The sequence below is a fragment of the Delftia deserti genome, from assembly GCF_042653485.1.
In the GTDB taxonomy this organism is placed as follows: domain Bacteria; phylum Pseudomonadota; class Gammaproteobacteria; order Burkholderiales; family Burkholderiaceae_C; genus Comamonas; species Comamonas acidovorans.
The window spans coordinates 4,756,198-4,771,129 of record NZ_JBHSIH010000001.1; the positions used below are offsets into that span (position 1 = coordinate 4,756,198).

A 14,932-nucleotide genomic window follows, 5' to 3' on the forward strand; every position below is an offset into this window, starting at 1 on the left:
GGAAGCCCCATGGCCGCAGAACTGCCGCGCATATACCTCAAGTACCACCAGACCGGGCGCCCCATGGCCGCCATGGAGGCCAACTGGGCGCATGGCACCAGCACGGGCTGGCACTCCCACCCGCGCGGCCAGCTGCTGTATGCGATCGAAGGCGTGATGTCGGTGCAGCTGCATTCCGGCTCCTGGCTGGTGCCGCCCAACCGGGGGCTGTGGATAGAGGCCGGCGCCGAGCACGATGTGCGCATGTCGGGCGACGTGAAGATGCGCACGGCCTACATCGACGCCTCGGCCTTTGCGGACCTGCCCGCGCGCACCTGCGTGGTCAATGTGTCGCCCCTGCTGCGCGAGCTGGTGGTGGCTGCCGTCGGCGTGCCGCTGGACTATGCCGAAGGCAGCCGCGACGAGCGCCTGATGCACCTGCTGGTCGATGAGCTGCGCGCCGCCGAGGTGCTGCCCCTGCACCTGCCCCTGTCCGCCGACGCGCGGCTGCGCCAGGTCTGCGAGGCCCTGATGCGCGAGCCTGCCGACACCGCCACCGCCGAACACTGGGCGCAGCGCCTGGGCGTGAGCGCCAAGACGCTGCAGCGCCTGTTCGTGAAGGAAACCGGCATGCCCTTCGCCCAGTGGCGCGAGCAGGCGCGGCTGATGTTCGCGCTGGGCCGCATTGCGGCGGGCGAGCGCATCATCGACATCGCCCTCGATTGCGGCTACGCCAGCCAGAGCGCGTTCACGGCCATGTTCAAAAGGCATTTCGGGGTGCCGCCTTCTGGCTTCCAGCGCTGAGGCACGATCGGGCCAAGGCCGGGCCGGGCGGACTTGGATGCAGATCCAGATATCGATTGCGGCACAAGCATATGCCCAAAGATTCGTTCCCCCGCGCCTGCGTCGTGGCGATACTGGCCGGCCGCATTCCCTCCACTGCCTTGCCTGTACCACCGTGCTACCCGACCCAGTCCCCGACAGCGCGGCCGAAGCGCAGGTCGATCGCGTCATCGACGGCCTGCTCAACGGCCTGCAATGGCGCGCCAGCGTGTTCCATGTGGGGCAGTACTGCGGGCGCTGGCGGGCTTCCACGGCAGGGCGCGCGCGGGCCAGCTTTCACTTGATCCTGGACGGGCGCTGCTGGCTGCACCTGCCGGGCCAGCCCTCGGTGGAGCTGCAGCCGCGCGACGGCGTGTTCCTTTCGCGCGATGTGCCGCATTTCATCTCGCCCTATGCCGACCCGGACATGGCCTGCGCCCCGCAGGCCATGCGTCCCGCCACGGGCGATGCCGGCATAGGAGAGACGGCGCTGGCCTGCGGCTTCTTCACCTTCGAGGGACCCATGCGCGGCCTGCTGGTCGATGCCTTCCCCGACCACCTGGTGCTGCGCGGCGACGACCATGCGATGAGCGGCGCCTCCATGCTGTTCGACCTGATGCGCGCCGAGGCGCTGCGCACGGGCACCGAGCCCTCGGCCGTGATGGACCGGCTGGTGGGCCTGCTGTTCTTCTACGGCCTGCGCCGGCTGGCGCATGGCGATGCGCGGGCGCGCGGCATCTGGAGCCTGCTGCGCCGGCCGGGCTTTGCGCCGCTGGTGGCCGAGCTGCTGCGCGACCCGGCCCGCAACTGGAGCGTGGCCGACATGGCCGCGCGCGTGTGCCTGTCGCGCGCCACGTTCTTCCGGCAGTTCGCCGAGGCCTGCGGCCAGCCGCCCCAGCAGTTCCTGCTGCTGCTGCGCATGCAGCTGGCGGCACGTCGCCTGGCCCAGGGCGAGGCGATAGGCCAGGTGGCCGAGGCCGTGGGCTACGAGTCCTATGCGGCTTTCTCGCGCGCCTTCAAGCGCGTGATGGGCGAGCAGCCCGGCGCCTGGCAGCGCGCGCAGGCGCGCTGCTGCTGAGCCGCCATCCGGGCCCGCCGCATCCGCCTGCGGGTTGACACGTTCGGGCATAAATCCGCGACGCGGCGGCATTGATGGCAAGGGGGGCGCGGCCGATCATGAAGGCATTCCTTCATTCCTGCAAAGCACCATGGCACGCCTGACCCTGCACACCCCGCAAACCGCCCCTGAAGCCAGCCGCCCCTTCGTGGAGCGCGCCCTGGCCGGCAACGGATTCCTGCCCAACCTGATCGCCATCCTGGCCAACTCGCCCCAGGCGCTGGAGACCTATGTGACCGTGGGCCAGATCAACGCGCGCGCCCAGCTCACGCTGGCCGAGCGCGAGGTGGTGCAGATCACGGCCGCGCGCATCCATGGCTGCGACTTCTGCGTGGCCGGCCACACCAAGCTGGCCTTCAAGCAGGCCGGCCTGAGCCAGGCCGAGGTGGTGGCGCTGCAGGACGGCCGCGACACGGGCCAGCCGCGCCTGGACGCCGTGCGCCGCTTTGCCGAAGCCGTGATCGCCACGCGCGGCGCCGTCGCCGACGAGGCCCTGGCTGCCTTCCATGCGGCCGGCCTGAGCGAGCAGCAGGCGCTGGAGGTGGTGCTGGGCATCAGCCTGGCCACGCTGTGCAACTTTGCCAACAGCCTGGCGCAAAGCCCCGTCAACCCGCAGCTGCAGCCCTATCTGCCCGAACAGTTCCGACAACCGCAGGAGAACGCACATGCTGGCTGATTCGCTGCGGCAGTGGCTGGACGCCCATGCCGACTCCCTGGACGAAGGCCCCGCGCATGCGCACGAAGTGCTGCCCCGGCTGGCGCAGCACGGCCTGTTCGGCCTGGGCGTGCCCGTGGCCGAGGGCGGGCAGGGCGGCAGCCTGGGCGATGCGCTGGAGGCCATTGCCGGCGTGGCCGGGCATTCGCTGACGGCGGGCTTCGTGTTCTGGGCGCAGCGCGCCTTTGTCGAATACCTGCTGCAGTCGCCCAACGCGGCGCTGCGCCAGCGCTGGCTGCCGGGCCTGCTGCAGGGCACGCAGGCGGGCGCCACGGGCCTGTCCAACGCCATGAAGTACCTGGGCGGCATCGAGGCCCTGCAGGTCGAGGCCGCACCCGTCGCTCCTGCCGGTACTGCAGGGGACGCCGGCTCCGGCAACGCGGACGGCCTTGCACTGCGCGGGCGCGTGCCCTGGGCCACCAACCTGGTGCCGCCGGGTCGCTTCGTGGTGGCCGTTGCCGTCTCGCGCAGCGACGGTGCAAAGCCCTTCGTGGCCGCGCTGCCCGGCGATGCGGCGGGCCTGCAGCGCAGCGCCGACCTGGACCTGATCGCGCTGCGCGGCAGCCATACGGCGGCGCTGTCCATCGAGGGGCTGCAGATCGGTCCGGCCGATGTGATCCATGCCGACGCCAACCATTTCCTGCCGCGCGTGCGGCCCGCCTTCATGGGCCTGCAGCTGGGGCTGTGCATCGGCCTGGCGCGCGCCTCGCTGGCGGCGGCCTCGGCCCGTGCCGGCGCCGGGCGCGATGTGCTGGGCGGCCCGCTGCAGCAGCAGCGCCACGCGCTGGAACTGGCCACGGCCACGCTGCATGCCGGCCTGTCCGACGGGCGTTTTCTTGACCGACCTCAAGCCCTGTTCCGCCTGCGCCTGGAATTGAACGACATCGTGCAGCAGTCCCTGCAGCTGGAGCTGCACGCCAGCGGCGGGCGCGCTTATCATCGCGACCAGCCGCTGGGATTTGCGCGCCGTTGGCGCGAGGCGGCCTTCATCCCCATCGTGACGCCCAGCGTCACGCAGCTACAGGGCGCGCTGGCTGGCGCGGCCCTGGCAACCACCAGTTCATGACCCAGACGGAAGCTTTCTCCCCTGACGCTCCCGCGCCCGTGCTGCAGGCACGCGGCGCGGGCTTTGGCTATGCGCCCGGCAAGGCCGTGTTCGAGGACATCTCCCTGAGCATTGCCCCGCGCGAGATCGTCTGCCTGCTCGGCGGCAGCGGCTGCGGCAAGTCCTCGCTGCTGCGCGTGCTCGGCGGCCTGGAGTCGCCGGACGGCGGCGCCTGGAGCCGGGGCGAGCTCCAGTTCCTCGGCCAGCCGCTGACCGCGCCGCACCCGCGCGCGGGCTTCGTGTTCCAGCAGCCCAGCCTGCTGCCCTGGCTGGACGCGCGGCGCAACGTGGGCTTCGGCCTGGACTTCGAGCGCCAGCCGAAGCTGGAGGCCGAGGCCCGCCGCCAGCGCGTGGAGCAGGCGCTGCAGGCCGTGGGCCTGGGCGGCAGCGGCGCGCTCTACCCCTCGCAGCTGTCGGGCGGCATGGCCCAGCGCGTGGCCCTGGCGCGTGCCCTGGCACGCGAGCCGCAGCTGCTGCTGGCCGACGAGCCGTTCTCGGCCCTGGACGCCATCACGCGCGCCGAGATGCAGGAGCTGATGGTGGACGTGGTCCACCGCTGGCACACGGCCGCGCTGCTGGTCACGCATGACATCGACGAGGCCATCCTCGTGGGCGACCGCATCCTGCTGATGGGCGGACGGCCCGGCCACATCGTGCGCGAATGGCGCGTGGACATAGCGCGCCCGCGAGAGGACCAGGCCGCCGCCGTGACCGCGCTGCGGCTGGACATCCTCTCGGCCCTGCACGGCGTGCGCCATGCGGCCCAGGCCTGATCTCCCTCGCCTGCCCGCTTGCCTGCCGATCCGCCATTTCTTCGACTTCAACCATGCTCTTCTGAAAGGTCTTTCGCATGAGCTTCCAGGACCACCCTTCCTACACCCACATCTGTGCCTCGTCGGACTGCGGCTGCGGCCTCACGCGGCGCGACATGCTGCGCCTGGGCGCATTGGCCACGGCCTCGGTGGCCGCGCCGCTGCTGGCCGCAGGCGATGCGCGCGCCCAGGCCTTCAAGGGCGATGACCAGCCCGTGAAGATCGGCTACCTGCCCATCACCGACGCCACGCCGCTGCTCGTGGCCCACGGCAACGGCCTGTTCGAGGCCGAAGGCCTCAAGGCCGAGGCGCCGCGCCTGTTCCGCTCCTGGGCCCAGATCGTCGAGGCCTTCGTCTCGGGCCAGGTCAACGTCATCCACCTGCTCACGCCCTCCACGCTGTGGGTGCGCTACGGCGCCAAGTTCCCCGCCAAGATCGTGGCCTGGAACCACGTCAACGGCTCGGGCCTGACCGTGCTGCCCGAGATCCAGAAGGTGCAGGACCTGGGCGGCAAGACCGTGGCGATCCCGTTCTGGTACTCCATCCACAACATCCTGCTGCAGGACGTGCTGCGCAAGGCCGGCCTCACGGCCGTGACCCGCGCGCGCGGCGGCGCCATTGCGGCCAACGAGGTCAACCTCGTCGTGCTGGCGCCGGCCGAAATGGTCTCGGCCCTGGCCGGCAAGTCGATTGCGGGCTTCATCGTGGCCGAGCCCTTCAATGCCGCCGCCGAGATCGCGGGCGTGGGCAAGATGCTGCGCTTCTCGGGCGATGTCTGGAAGGACCATGCCTGCTGCGTCACCTTCCTGGCCGAGCGCGACATCGCCGACAAGCCCGAATGGGCGCAGCGCGTGACCAATGCCGTGGTCAAGGCCCAGCTGTGGACGCGCGACAACCGCCTGGCCGCCGCGCGCCTGCTGTCGAGCACGGGCGAGCGCCGCTACACGCCCCATCCGCAGCAGACGCTGTCCAAGGTGCTGGCCGCCACCGACTACGCCAGCTACGAGGCCAGCGGCGTGGTCGTCAACAAGGGCTGGCACCAGCGGCGCATCGACTTCCAGCCCTATCCCTATCCCTCGTACACCGAGCAGCTGGTGCGCGCCATCAAGGCCACCAAGGTTGAGGGCGACACGCGCTTCCTCGACAAGCTGGAGCCCAGGTTTGCGGCCACCGACCTGGTGGACGACCGCTTCGTGCGCAAGGCCATCCAGGCCGTGGGCGGCCCGCAGGTCTTCGGCATTCCGGCCGATTTCTCGCGCCGCGAAACCATCGTGGTGTGATCCAGGTGTTGCGACGTATCGGATTGCCGCTGCTGGGCGCGGCCCTGGTCCTGGCCCTGTGGTGGGTGGGCGGCGCGCTGCTGGCGCGCAGCACGCCCGTGGCTGCGGCCTTTGCGCCCTGGCCTTCCCTGCAGGCGCTGGGCCAGCTGCTGACAGGCGCCGACATCTGGATGCACACCCTGCTGAGCCTGCAGCGCGTGGCCGTGGGCCTGCTGCTGGCCTTCGTGGTCGGCGTGCCGCTGGGCGTGCTGGTGGGCCTGTCGCGCGGGTTCTCGCAGGCGTTCTCGCCCGTGTTCCAGTTCCTGCGCATGATCTCGCCGCTGTCGTGGATGCCCATTGCCGTGATGGTGCTGGGCGTGGGCGACGCGCCCGTGTACTTCCTGCTGGCCTTCGCTGCCGTCTGGCCCATCTTGCTGAGCACGGCGGCCGGCGTGGCCCAGCTGGACCGCAACTGGCTGCTGCTGGCGCGCAGCCTGTCGGCCACGCGCACCGAGACCGTTCTGCGCGTGGTGCTGCCCGGCATCACGGCCCAGATCCTCACCGGCGTGCGCCTGGCCATCGGCATCATCTGGATCGTGCTGGTGCCTGCGGAAATGCTGGGCGTATCGGCCGGCCTGGGCTACTTCATCCTCGACACGCGCGACCGCCTCGCGTATTCGGAGCTGATGGCCGCCGTGGTGCTGATCGGCGCCCTGGGCTATGCGCTGGACCATGCGGCGCGCTGGCTGCACCAGCGCTGGATGCATTCGGCCTGAGGCCTGCGGGCAGACGGCGGCATCAGGTGCCGCATCAGGTGCCGCGCACGCGGCCCAGCCGCAGTCCCGCCAATCCCGTCAGCACGGCGCACAGCAGCACCTCCCAGGGGCCCAGCGCGGGCACGGGGGTGGCTGTGGCCGGGGGGGCGGGCTCCACGGTTTGGGTCCATGCGCCGCTATCCGCGGCGAGATAGTTCCCATCGCCGCCGTACCGGGCAACGATGGCATGCGGGCCGGCCACCGTCAGTTGGGTGGAGGCGAGGATGGCCCTGGCATTGGACAAGCCCGCCGTGCCCAGCGACAGGCCGCCAGCCAGGATTTCGACCGTTCCCGTGGGAACGGCGGCAGCACCCGGGGAGACATCGGGTGCGACCGCCACGGTGAAGGACAGCGACTGTCCGGAACGCGAGGGATTGGCGCTGGAGGTCAGCGTGACACGGGAGGGGCCTTGACCCACCGCCGCCATCTGCATCGCCTGGGGAGCCGCTTCATGGTCCGCATCGCCGAGCTGGCTGGCGTTGATCGTGCATGTCCCTGCGGCCTGGAAGCGGATGGTGCTGCCGGAGGCGCTGCAGATCGTCGCGGTCAAGGCATCCACGGCGAACGTGACGGGGTTTCCCGAGGCGCCTCCGACGGCGGCCACGTCATAGGTATCCCCCACCCGCGCGCCGGCCGGCGGTGCCGTGGTGAAGGTGATGGCCTGCGGCGCTTTGGCAATGGCTCCTGCCGCCGCCGGGCAACTGGTATCGCTGGCCGGCCAGTAGCGGTTGCCCGTCCCCGTGAACGTTTCGCCGCCACAGTTGTTGCCGGGCGCGTTGTTCGTGATCTGGTTGCCTTGGAGTGTGCGGGGGCGGTTGAGCGTGAACGAGACGCCGGCACCCGAGCCCGGAGACGCCAGCGCGTTGCCGGTGACGGTGCTGTCGGTCATGGTGGTCGGCACCCCGCTGCGCAGGCCCCCTCCCAGCGTCCGGGCCGTGTTGCCGGACAGGCGGCTGCGCTCCACCGTCAGCGAGCCGCTGCCCGTGCCGTAGATGGCTCCGCCCTGTCCCCCTGCCTGGTTGCCGCTGAACACACTGTCCACGATGGTCACCGTGCTGTCGCGGCTGTACAGTCCCCCGCCGTTGATGCCGGCCGTGCTGTCCTGCACCACGCTGCGCTCCAGGCGCAGGGTGACGCCGTTGTCCAGGTAGATGGCGCCGCCGTCTTCACCGGCGGCGGTCTGCCCGCCGCGCAGTGTCAGGCCGCGCAGCGTAAGCTGGACACCGCTGCCCTGGGCCGACACCAGGCGGGAGGCATTGCCCGCATCGAGGACCACGCGCTGGTCCCCGTCGATCGTGATGTCCGAGGTGGTGAAGCTGAGGTCGATGGGGTTGCCTGCCAATGCAATGGCGGTGAGGCTGCCAGCGGGAAAGACGGCCGGGTCGAACACGATGGTGTCCGCGCCATTGCCCGATACGCATGCGCCGTTGCCCCAGCTGCCGTCATCCATCTGGGCACTGGTCAATGCCTCACGCAGGCTGCAGTCCGCTGCACCGGGCGTGTTGTCCGTGGTATTGACGACGATGGTCGCGGCCTGGCCATTGAGTGCCAGCAGGCTGCACAGCGCGCCAGGCACTGCCAGGTGCCAGAGGCGCCGAAGGGGTCTGTGAAGAAAAGCGTGCACGGTTCCTCCCGTTGCGCTGCGTGTCCCGGGCAGACCCGCGCGCTGCTATTGCGGACCGCGTGACCTTAGCTTTCTGCGAAGATCGTGAAAATGTGCCGGCGGCACATCGCAGGCCTGAAAATGCGGGCCCGGCCGGCCCACCTATCGCCAGCACTTCGAGCACGCCATTGGATTTCGCGACATGACCCTGTCAACGCAGCAACTGGGGCAACTCAATCAGGCCATCCTCGCGGTGCACGGCGCGCCCGATCTGCACGCGCTGGCCACGCATTTGCTGCACGCGCTGCGCCTGGTGGTGCCGGGTGACATACGGGTGGTGGATTTCTCCGGCATTGCAGAAGTCCGCGGCTACACGGCCTACGATCCGGTGCGGGCCATTTCCTCCGAAGTCAACGCTGCGGTGCACCGGCATCTGGCCGACAACCCCTTGTATCGGCAGCGCCAGACGCAGGCCGCCAGCATTTCCGACCTGCTGACTCGCGGGCAATGGCAACGGACGGCGCTCTATGCCCAGGCCTACTCCCAGGTGGGTCAGCAGGACGGACTTGCGCTGGACGTGGACCTGGGCCACGGCGCGATGCTGACCCTCAATGTCACACGCGCCTCGCGCGGCTACACGGCTGCGGAGCGCATGGCGCTGACCTTGCTGGGGCCGCATGCGCAGGCGCAGTGGCGGCGTCTGAGCCGGCAGCAGCGGATCAGCCAGGCGGCATGGCAGGCGCTCTCACCGTGCTCGCCGGCTGCCGACGTGCTGAGCCCGCGCGAACGTGAAGTGCTGCAATGGGTCGCCAACGGCAACACCAACGCAGAAATCGCCACCATGCTGGAGTTGCGTGCAGGCACGGTGAAGCGGCACCTGGAAAACATCTACCGCAAGCTGGGAGCTATCAATCGGCAGGACGCCTTGTCGAGGATGCGCAGGCCGGATTTCTAGCGCGTGTCGCGCGCTTGTGCGAACCCGCGCGAGCGCCGTGCGCGGGGCCAGCTCTTCGAGAAGCAGGGAAACCGGCCCTACGGCAAGACGCTCCGGTAGGCAATGCCAAACCGCTGGGCCAGCGCGTGCAGGCGCTTGTCCCGCGACCACAGGCTGGCACCTGAAGATATGAGTGCCGAGGCCAGGAGCGTGATGTCCACCAGACCGCAGCCCAGACCAAAGAGTTGCTCGCGCTCTATCAAGGCCAGCACTTCGCGCATGCTGGCCTGTCGGGCAGGCTTGAGCCGCTGAAGGTCCGCGAGCGTGCGTGCGCGTGCCGGTGGCGTGCCGCAAGCCAGTTCACCCAGCACCAGGGGATGCATGAGCGCCATGTCTTGCTGCAGCAACTGCGCCAGGTGAGGATTGCCCTGCCTGAAGTGATCGATCCAGACCGAGGTATCGACCAGAACGGGATTCATGGCTCGATGCCCTGTGGGCGACGGGGAATCTCCCGCATGTCCGGTGCGGAGCCTCCCAGCGCGGCCAGACGCTTGGCCGCCTGCACTCTCACGAAAGTCTTGATGGCTTCGCGAAACAGGTCGGCCTTGTCCATTTCTGGCTCCGCCAGCTCCAGCGCTTCCTCGTACAAGGCGTCGTCGATGGTGACCGTGGTTCTCATGGCAGACCTCATTGCATCAATGTTGAAGCAAGTTTGCATCCAATGGCGCATCCCTGCAAGTGAGCCGCGCGGGATGGCGCCGGCTTTGCCCGCATGGTGTTTTTAATCTATTGGTTGTACCATGCAACCAAATTGCGAAGGAACATCGCCATGGACATGCAGCAGCGTCAGTTGGAACTGGCCGGCCCCCTGCCGGCCCTTGCACCATCGGGGCGACTTCGGGGGCGTGTCTGCCTGGTGGTGGGCGCCACCAGCGGCATAGGCCGGGCTACCGCCCTGCGCATGGCCGAGGAGGGCGCCGCCGCCGTGGTGGTCACGGGGCGCCGCCGTGAGCTGGGCCTGGAGCTGGAGCAGGAAGTCCGGCAGCGAGGGGCAGACGGCCTTTTCCTGGCCTGCGATGCAACGCGGCAGGAGGACATGGCGGCGGTGGTGGAGCAGGCCGTGGCGCGCTTCGGGCGGCTGGACGCGGCCTTCAACAATGCGGGCTTCCAGGAGCGGCGCGCCGCGCTGGCCGAGCAGGATGACGCGGTCTTTTCCCAGGTCTTCGATACGAATGTGCGTGCGGTCTTCCACGCCATGCGCCATGAACTGGCGGCCATGCTGGCAACGGGCGGCGGCACCATCGTGAACAACACCAGCGTCAGCGGCATACGCAATCCCAACCCGGGCCTGTCGCTGTACGGCGCCTCCAAGGCTGCTGCCCTGTCGCTGACCCGCGCCGCCGCCATGGAGTACGCGCCGCGTGGCATCCGCATCAATGCCGTTGCCCCTGGCCGCGTGGTCACGGACATGATGCTGGGCTCGGGCATTGCCGACATGCATGCCGTGGCGGCGAGCCTGCCGCTGCGGCGCATGGGCCATCCGCAGGAGGTGGCCACGGCCGTCGTCTGGCTGATGTCGGACGAGGCGGCCTTTGTGGTCGGGCACTGCCTGGCGACCGATGGCGGCTTCCTGGCCGGATGAGCCTGCCCGGGGCAAGTCCGTTGTGCGAAGTGAGCACTACCGGGTTTGATATGATGACTGTATAAAGATACAGTTTTCGAGCGGCCTGGCTGCCCGATCTGCCAGGCCCATGCTCCCTCCCCACCGTTTCTACTACCTGCACAACTTCCAGCGCGCGCTGGACTGGATCGGCCAGCGTTACGGCGATCTGCTGGACGCGCCCGAGCAGGAATTCCTCACCCGTTTCACGCAATTGCCCCAGCCCTCGCGGGCGCTGATGGTGCGTTTGCTGATGCGGCGCGGGCCGTGGTTTCGGGCCGGCAAGCTGGTGTACGAAGAGATTCCCGCCATTGCCGACGCGGCCGCGCCCCTGCTGGAGCTGGGCTGGCTGGACGCGGGCCACCCCATGGCGCTGGAGGAGCTGTTTGCGCTGCACACCAAGCCCGAGCTGCTGCAGCTGTTCGCAGGCGAACCCGTTCACGCGGGCCTTCGCAAGGCCGAGCTGTTGCAGGCCCTGCAGCCCCTGCATGAGGCGCCCAGGCCCTATGCGCAATGGCAGCCCCGGGGCGTCGGAGCCGGCCAGGCCGCCTGGCGCGTAATGGTGGGTGCGCTGTGCGAGCGCTTTCGACTGATGTTCTTCGGCAACCTCTACCAGGACTGGTCGGAATTCGTGCTGGCCGACCTGGGCGTGTTCCGCTACGAGGCCGTGGCCTTTGACGCCGCCTCGCGCGCGTTCCAGTCGCGCAGCGACGTCGATGGCTACTTGGCCCTGCAGGCCTGCCGCGCGGCGCTGGATGAGGGCGTGGAGATCGATGCGCTGCTGCAGCAGCTGGCCGGCTGCGCCAGCGGCAATGCCTGGCTGGAGCAGCGCCGCGCCAAGGTGCTGCTGCGCATAGGCCAGGCCTGCGAGCGCATGCAGGACTGGGAGCGTGCCGAGCAGGCCTATGCGCAAAGCCGCTACCCCGGCGCGCGCCACCGGCGCATGCGCGTGTACGAGCGCATGGAGCGCTTTGCCGATGCCATGGCGCTGGCCCAGGCCGCCCAGGCCCAGCCCGAAAGCGACGAGGAACTGCAGCGCGTGGCGCGCATGCTGCCGCGCCTGCGCCGCAGCCTGGGGCAGGGCGCGCGCGGGCGTGCGGCGGCGCTGGCGCCCGTGGTGGCGCAGATGCGCATGGACGTGGAGCTGGAGCTGCCGGCGCGGCCCGCATCGGTCGAATACGTGCTGCGCGACCATTGGCACAGCGAGGATGCGCCCGTGTTCTACGTGGAGAACGCGCTCATCAACTCCCTGTTCGGCCTGCTGTGCTGGCCGGCCATCTTCGCGCCGCTGCCGGGCGCCTTCTTCCACCCGTTCCAGAGCGGCCCGGCCGACCTGTCCGCGCCCGACTTCGCGCAGCGCCGCGCAGCCTTGTTCGAGGAATGTCTGGCGCATCTGGACGATGGCAGCTGGCGCGAGGTCATCGTGCAGCGCCATGCCGACAAGCAGGGCCTGCAGTCGCCCTTCGTGTTCTGGGGCACGCTGAGCGCGCCGCTGCTGGAGCTGGCCCTGGACTGCATTCCGGCCGCCCACCTCAAGCTGTTCTTTGCGCGGCTGCTGCGCGACGTGCAGGCCAACCGCACGGGCTTGCCCGATCTGGTGCGCTTCTGGCCGGCCGAGCGACGCTACGAACTGGTCGAGGCCAAGGCCCCCGGAGACAAGCTGCAGGACAACCAGATCCGCTGGCTGCAGTACTGCGCCGAGCACGGCATTCCCGTGCGCGTGTGCCATGTCCAGTGGCGCGGCCAGCCGCTGGGAGAGGCCGCGTGAGCTACACCGTGGCCGTGCGCGCGCTGTGCGAGTTCACGGCGCGCGCGGGCGACCTGGACCTGCGCTTCACGCCCGCGCCCAGCGCGCTGGAGGGCATGGCCGGCCACAGCCTGGTGCAATCGCGCAGGGGCAAGGACTACGAGACCGAGATCAGCCTTGCCGGTGAATACCGCGACCTGCGCGTGCGCGGCCGTGCCGACGGCTTCGATGCCCAGGCCGGCCAGCTGGAGGAAATCAAGACCTACCGTGGCCAGATCGAGGGCGTGCGCGCCCACCACCGGGCACTGCACTGGGCCCAGGCGCGCATCTACGCCCATCTGCTGTGCCAGGCGCGCGGCCTGCAGCGGCTGCGCGTGGCCCTGGTGTATTTCAACGTGGGCAACTCGGAGGAAACCGTGCTGGTGCAGGAGGAAGACGCGGCCACGCTGCGCGCCTTCTTCGAGCAGCAGTGCGCGCTGTTCCTGGACTGGGCGCGCAGCGAGGCCGACCACCGCGCGGCGCGCGAGGCGGCGCTGGCCGCGCTGCGCTTTCCCATGCAGGGCTTTCGCGCGGGCCAGCGTGAGCTGGCCGTGGCCGTCTACCGAGTGGCGCGTGCGCAGCAGGGCGGCCAGTGCCTGATGGCGCAGGCGCCCACGGGTATCGGCAAGACGCTGGGCACCATCTTCCCCATGCTCAAGGCCATGCCGGACCAGGGCCTGGACCGCCTGTTCTTCCTGACGGCCAAGGGCACGGGCCACGCTCTGGCACTGCAGGCGCTGGCCAGCGTGAACCGGCAGATCGCCGAGCAGCACCAGACACCGCCGGAGGAACCGGCTGCGCCGACCGCTCGGTTGCGCGTACTCGCCATCCTGGCGCGCGACAAGGCCTGCGAGCACCCCGACAAGGCCTGCCACGGCGACTCCTGCCCGCTGGCGCGCGGCTTCTTCGACCGGCTGCCCGCCGCGCGCGCCGCCGCGCTGCAGCAGGCCCCCTGGGACCCGCCCGCCGTGCGCGCCGTCGCCCTGGCGCACGAGATCTGCCCCTACTACCTGGCCCAGGAACTGGTGCGCTGGAGCGACGTGGTCGTGGCCGACTACCACTATTTATACGACAGCGCCGCCATGCTGTACGCGCTCACCCAGGCCCAGCAATGGAAGGTGGGCGTGCTGGTGGACGAGGCCCACAACCTGCTGGAGCGCGCGCGCCGCATGTACACGGCCGAGCTGTCGCAGCTCGCCCTGGCCGCGGCCCGCAAGGCGGCCACCGGAGCGGTGCGCAAGGCACTGGACCGGCTCGGCCGCAGCTGGAGTGCGCTGAACAGGGAACAGACCGCCAGCTACCAGGCCCATGAGGAAGTGCCCGCAGGCCTGCTGGGCGCCGTGCAGCGCGCCGTGGCCGCCATCGCCGACGCCAATGCCGACAGCCCCATGCTGCCCGGCGACCCGGTGCTGGATTTCTACTGGGAGGCGCTGCAGTTCATGGCGCTGGCCGAGCAGTTCGGCGGCCATGCGCTGTTCGATGTCCATCTGCTGCCCGGGCGCTCAGGCTCCCGTCGCGCGCCGGCTTCCGTGCTGTGCATACGCTGCGTGGTGCCCGCGCCCCACCTGGCGGCGCGCCATGCGGCGGCGCATGCCTCGGTGCTGTTCTCGGGCACGCTGAGCCCGCCGCATTTCTACCGCGACATCCTGGGCCTGCCCGAAGCCACGCACTGGCTGGAGGCCGACTCGCCCTTCCAGGCCGACCAGCTCGATGTGCAGGTGGCCGGCCACATCTCCACGCGCTACCGGGACCGCGACCGCTCGCTGCGGCCCATCGCCGACCTCGTGGCCGCGCAGTACGCGCGCCGGCCCGGCAACTACCTGTGCTTTTTCAGCAGCTTCGACTACCTGCAGCGCGTGGCCGAATGCCTGCAGCGCGCCCATCCCGGGCTGCCGGTCTGGCTGCAGACCCCGTCCATGGACGAGGAGGGCCGCGCGGCCTTCCTGGCCCGCTTCACCGAGGCCGGGCAGGGCGTGGGCTTCGCCGTGCTGGGCGGCGCGTTCTCCGAAGGCGTGGACCTGCCCGGCGAGCGCCTGATCGGCGCCTTCGTGGCCACGCTGGGCCTGCCCCAGGTCAATCCCGTCAACGAAGAGATGAAGCGCGCCATGGACCGCCAGTTCGGCGCGGACAAGGGCTATGACTACAGCTACCTCTACCCGGGCCTGCGCAAGGTGGTCCAGGCCGCGGGCCGCGTCATCCGCAGCGAGCACGACCGCGGCGTGGTCTTTCTCATCGACGACCGCTATCGGCGCGGCGAGGTGCAGGCGCTGCTGCCGCGCTGGTGGCGGGTGGAGGGCATGCCATGATCCGGGCCCGCACCAGTCC

General features: G+C 70.0%; 14 protein-coding genes. 11 read left to right on the plus strand and 3 right to left on the minus strand.

Annotated features, from left to right (window positions below):
- The first annotated feature begins 9 nt into the window (after positions 1-9).
- The 7 genes from ACFPFG_RS22695 to ACFPFG_RS22725 all read left to right on the plus strand — a co-directional run bounded on the left by ACFPFG_RS22695 (position 10) and on the right by ACFPFG_RS22725 (position 6,585).
- Positions 10-783, plus strand: coding sequence for an AraC family transcriptional regulator (locus ACFPFG_RS22695; protein WP_183021066.1), 774 nt, complete (start codon positions 10-12; stop codon positions 781-783).
- A gap of 154 nt (positions 784-937) precedes the next feature.
- Entirely contained in the window at positions 938-1,879 is a 942-nt protein-coding gene (locus ACFPFG_RS22700) for an AraC family transcriptional regulator (protein WP_380108344.1), read from the plus strand.
- Between the two features lie 130 nt (positions 1,880-2,009).
- Complete coding sequence (locus ACFPFG_RS22705; protein ID WP_183021065.1) at positions 2,010-2,594, plus strand: carboxymuconolactone decarboxylase family protein; 585 nt, start codon at positions 2,010-2,012, stop codon at positions 2,592-2,594.
- A complete protein-coding gene (locus tag ACFPFG_RS22710; protein WP_380108346.1) occupies positions 2,584-3,699 on the plus strand; it encodes an acyl-CoA dehydrogenase family protein in 1,116 nt (371 codons plus the stop codon). The genes ACFPFG_RS22705 and ACFPFG_RS22710 overlap by 11 nt, the downstream gene beginning before the upstream one ends.
- Entirely contained in the window at positions 3,696-4,511 is an 816-nt protein-coding gene (locus tag ACFPFG_RS22715; RefSeq protein WP_013800535.1) for an ABC transporter ATP-binding protein, read from the plus strand. The genes ACFPFG_RS22710 and ACFPFG_RS22715 overlap by 4 nt, the downstream gene beginning before the upstream one ends.
- A gap of 77 nt (positions 4,512-4,588) precedes the next feature.
- Complete coding sequence (locus ACFPFG_RS22720; RefSeq protein WP_016448371.1) at positions 4,589-5,830, plus strand: ABC transporter substrate-binding protein; 1,242 nt, start codon at positions 4,589-4,591, stop codon at positions 5,828-5,830.
- Complete coding sequence (locus ACFPFG_RS22725; protein ID WP_016452684.1) at positions 5,827-6,585, plus strand: ABC transporter permease; 759 nt, start codon at positions 5,827-5,829, stop codon at positions 6,583-6,585. The genes ACFPFG_RS22720 and ACFPFG_RS22725 overlap by 4 nt, the downstream gene beginning before the upstream one ends.
- 34 nt (positions 6,586-6,619) lie before the next feature.
- Here the strand turns inward: ACFPFG_RS22725 and ACFPFG_RS22730 are convergent, their stop codons facing one another.
- Complete coding sequence (locus tag ACFPFG_RS22730; protein WP_380108349.1) at positions 6,620-8,200, minus strand: Ig-like domain repeat protein; 1,581 nt, start codon at positions 8,198-8,200, stop codon at positions 6,620-6,622.
- A gap of 229 nt (positions 8,201-8,429) precedes the next feature.
- Between ACFPFG_RS22730 and ACFPFG_RS22735 the strand changes: the two genes are divergently transcribed.
- The gene (locus ACFPFG_RS22735) at positions 8,430-9,182 is read left to right on the plus strand and encodes a helix-turn-helix transcriptional regulator (protein WP_380108351.1); all 753 of its coding nucleotides are present in this window, start codon (positions 8,430-8,432) and stop codon (positions 9,180-9,182) included.
- Positions 9,183-9,259: 77 nt separating this feature from the next.
- Here ACFPFG_RS22735 and ACFPFG_RS22740 read toward each other — a convergent pair whose 3' ends face one another.
- Together ACFPFG_RS22740 and ACFPFG_RS22745 are read right to left on the minus strand one after the other, a co-directional pair.
- Positions 9,260-9,640 (minus strand): type II toxin-antitoxin system VapC family toxin, encoded by a 381-nt coding sequence (locus ACFPFG_RS22740; RefSeq protein ID WP_183019686.1) that lies wholly within the window; start codon positions 9,638-9,640, stop codon positions 9,260-9,262.
- Positions 9,637-9,840: a type II toxin-antitoxin system VapB family antitoxin gene (locus ACFPFG_RS22745; protein ID WP_016448366.1), complete on the minus strand. Its 204-nt coding sequence runs from the start codon at positions 9,838-9,840 to the stop codon at positions 9,637-9,639. Before ACFPFG_RS22745 ends, ACFPFG_RS22740 begins: the two co-directional genes overlap by 4 nt.
- 150 nt (positions 9,841-9,990) lie before the next feature.
- Here ACFPFG_RS22745 and ACFPFG_RS22750 point away from each other — a divergent pair, with 150 nt between their 5' ends.
- From ACFPFG_RS22750 to ACFPFG_RS22760, 3 genes are all read left to right on the plus strand, one after another.
- Positions 9,991-10,803 carry an SDR family NAD(P)-dependent oxidoreductase gene (locus tag ACFPFG_RS22750; RefSeq protein WP_380108354.1) on the plus strand — a complete coding sequence of 271 codons (813 nt, stop codon included), beginning with the start codon at positions 9,991-9,993 and terminating at the stop codon, positions 10,801-10,803.
- Between the two features lie 109 nt (positions 10,804-10,912).
- Positions 10,913-12,589: a VRR-NUC domain-containing protein gene (locus ACFPFG_RS22755; protein WP_183019684.1), complete on the plus strand. Its 1,677-nt coding sequence runs from the start codon at positions 10,913-10,915 to the stop codon at positions 12,587-12,589.
- A complete protein-coding gene (locus ACFPFG_RS22760; protein ID WP_380108357.1) occupies positions 12,586-14,913 on the plus strand; it encodes a helicase C-terminal domain-containing protein in 2,328 nt (775 codons plus the stop codon). Before ACFPFG_RS22755 ends, ACFPFG_RS22760 begins: the two co-directional genes overlap by 4 nt.
- Positions 14,914-14,932: the final 19 nt, after the last annotated feature.

Excerpts from the sequence above, each read along its gene's own strand:
- ACFPFG_RS22735 (WP_380108351.1), top strand. The coding sequence starts at position 8,430 with ATGACCCTGTCAACGCAGCAACTGGGGCAACTCAATCAGGCCATCCTC.
- ACFPFG_RS22750 (WP_380108354.1), top strand. The coding sequence starts at position 9,991 with ATGGACATGCAGCAGCGTCAGTTGGAACTGGCCGGCCCCCTGCCGGCC.
- ACFPFG_RS22695 (WP_183021066.1), top strand. The coding sequence starts at position 10 with ATGGCCGCAGAACTGCCGCGCATATACCTCAAGTACCACCAGACCGGG.
- ACFPFG_RS22745 (WP_016448366.1), bottom strand. The coding sequence starts at position 9,840 with ATGAGAACCACGGTCACCATCGACGACGCCTTGTACGAGGAAGCGCTG.
- ACFPFG_RS22720 (WP_016448371.1), top strand. The coding sequence starts at position 4,589 with ATGAGCTTCCAGGACCACCCTTCCTACACCCACATCTGTGCCTCGTCG.
- ACFPFG_RS22705 (WP_183021065.1), top strand. The coding sequence starts at position 2,010 with ATGGCACGCCTGACCCTGCACACCCCGCAAACCGCCCCTGAAGCCAGC.
- ACFPFG_RS22710 (WP_380108346.1), top strand. The coding sequence starts at position 2,584 with ATGCTGGCTGATTCGCTGCGGCAGTGGCTGGACGCCCATGCCGACTCC.
- ACFPFG_RS22740 (WP_183019686.1), bottom strand. The coding sequence starts at position 9,640 with ATGAATCCCGTTCTGGTCGATACCTCGGTCTGGATCGATCACTTCAGG.
- ACFPFG_RS22755 (WP_183019684.1), top strand. The coding sequence starts at position 10,913 with ATGCTCCCTCCCCACCGTTTCTACTACCTGCACAACTTCCAGCGCGCG.
- ACFPFG_RS22715 (WP_013800535.1), top strand. The coding sequence starts at position 3,696 with ATGACCCAGACGGAAGCTTTCTCCCCTGACGCTCCCGCGCCCGTGCTG.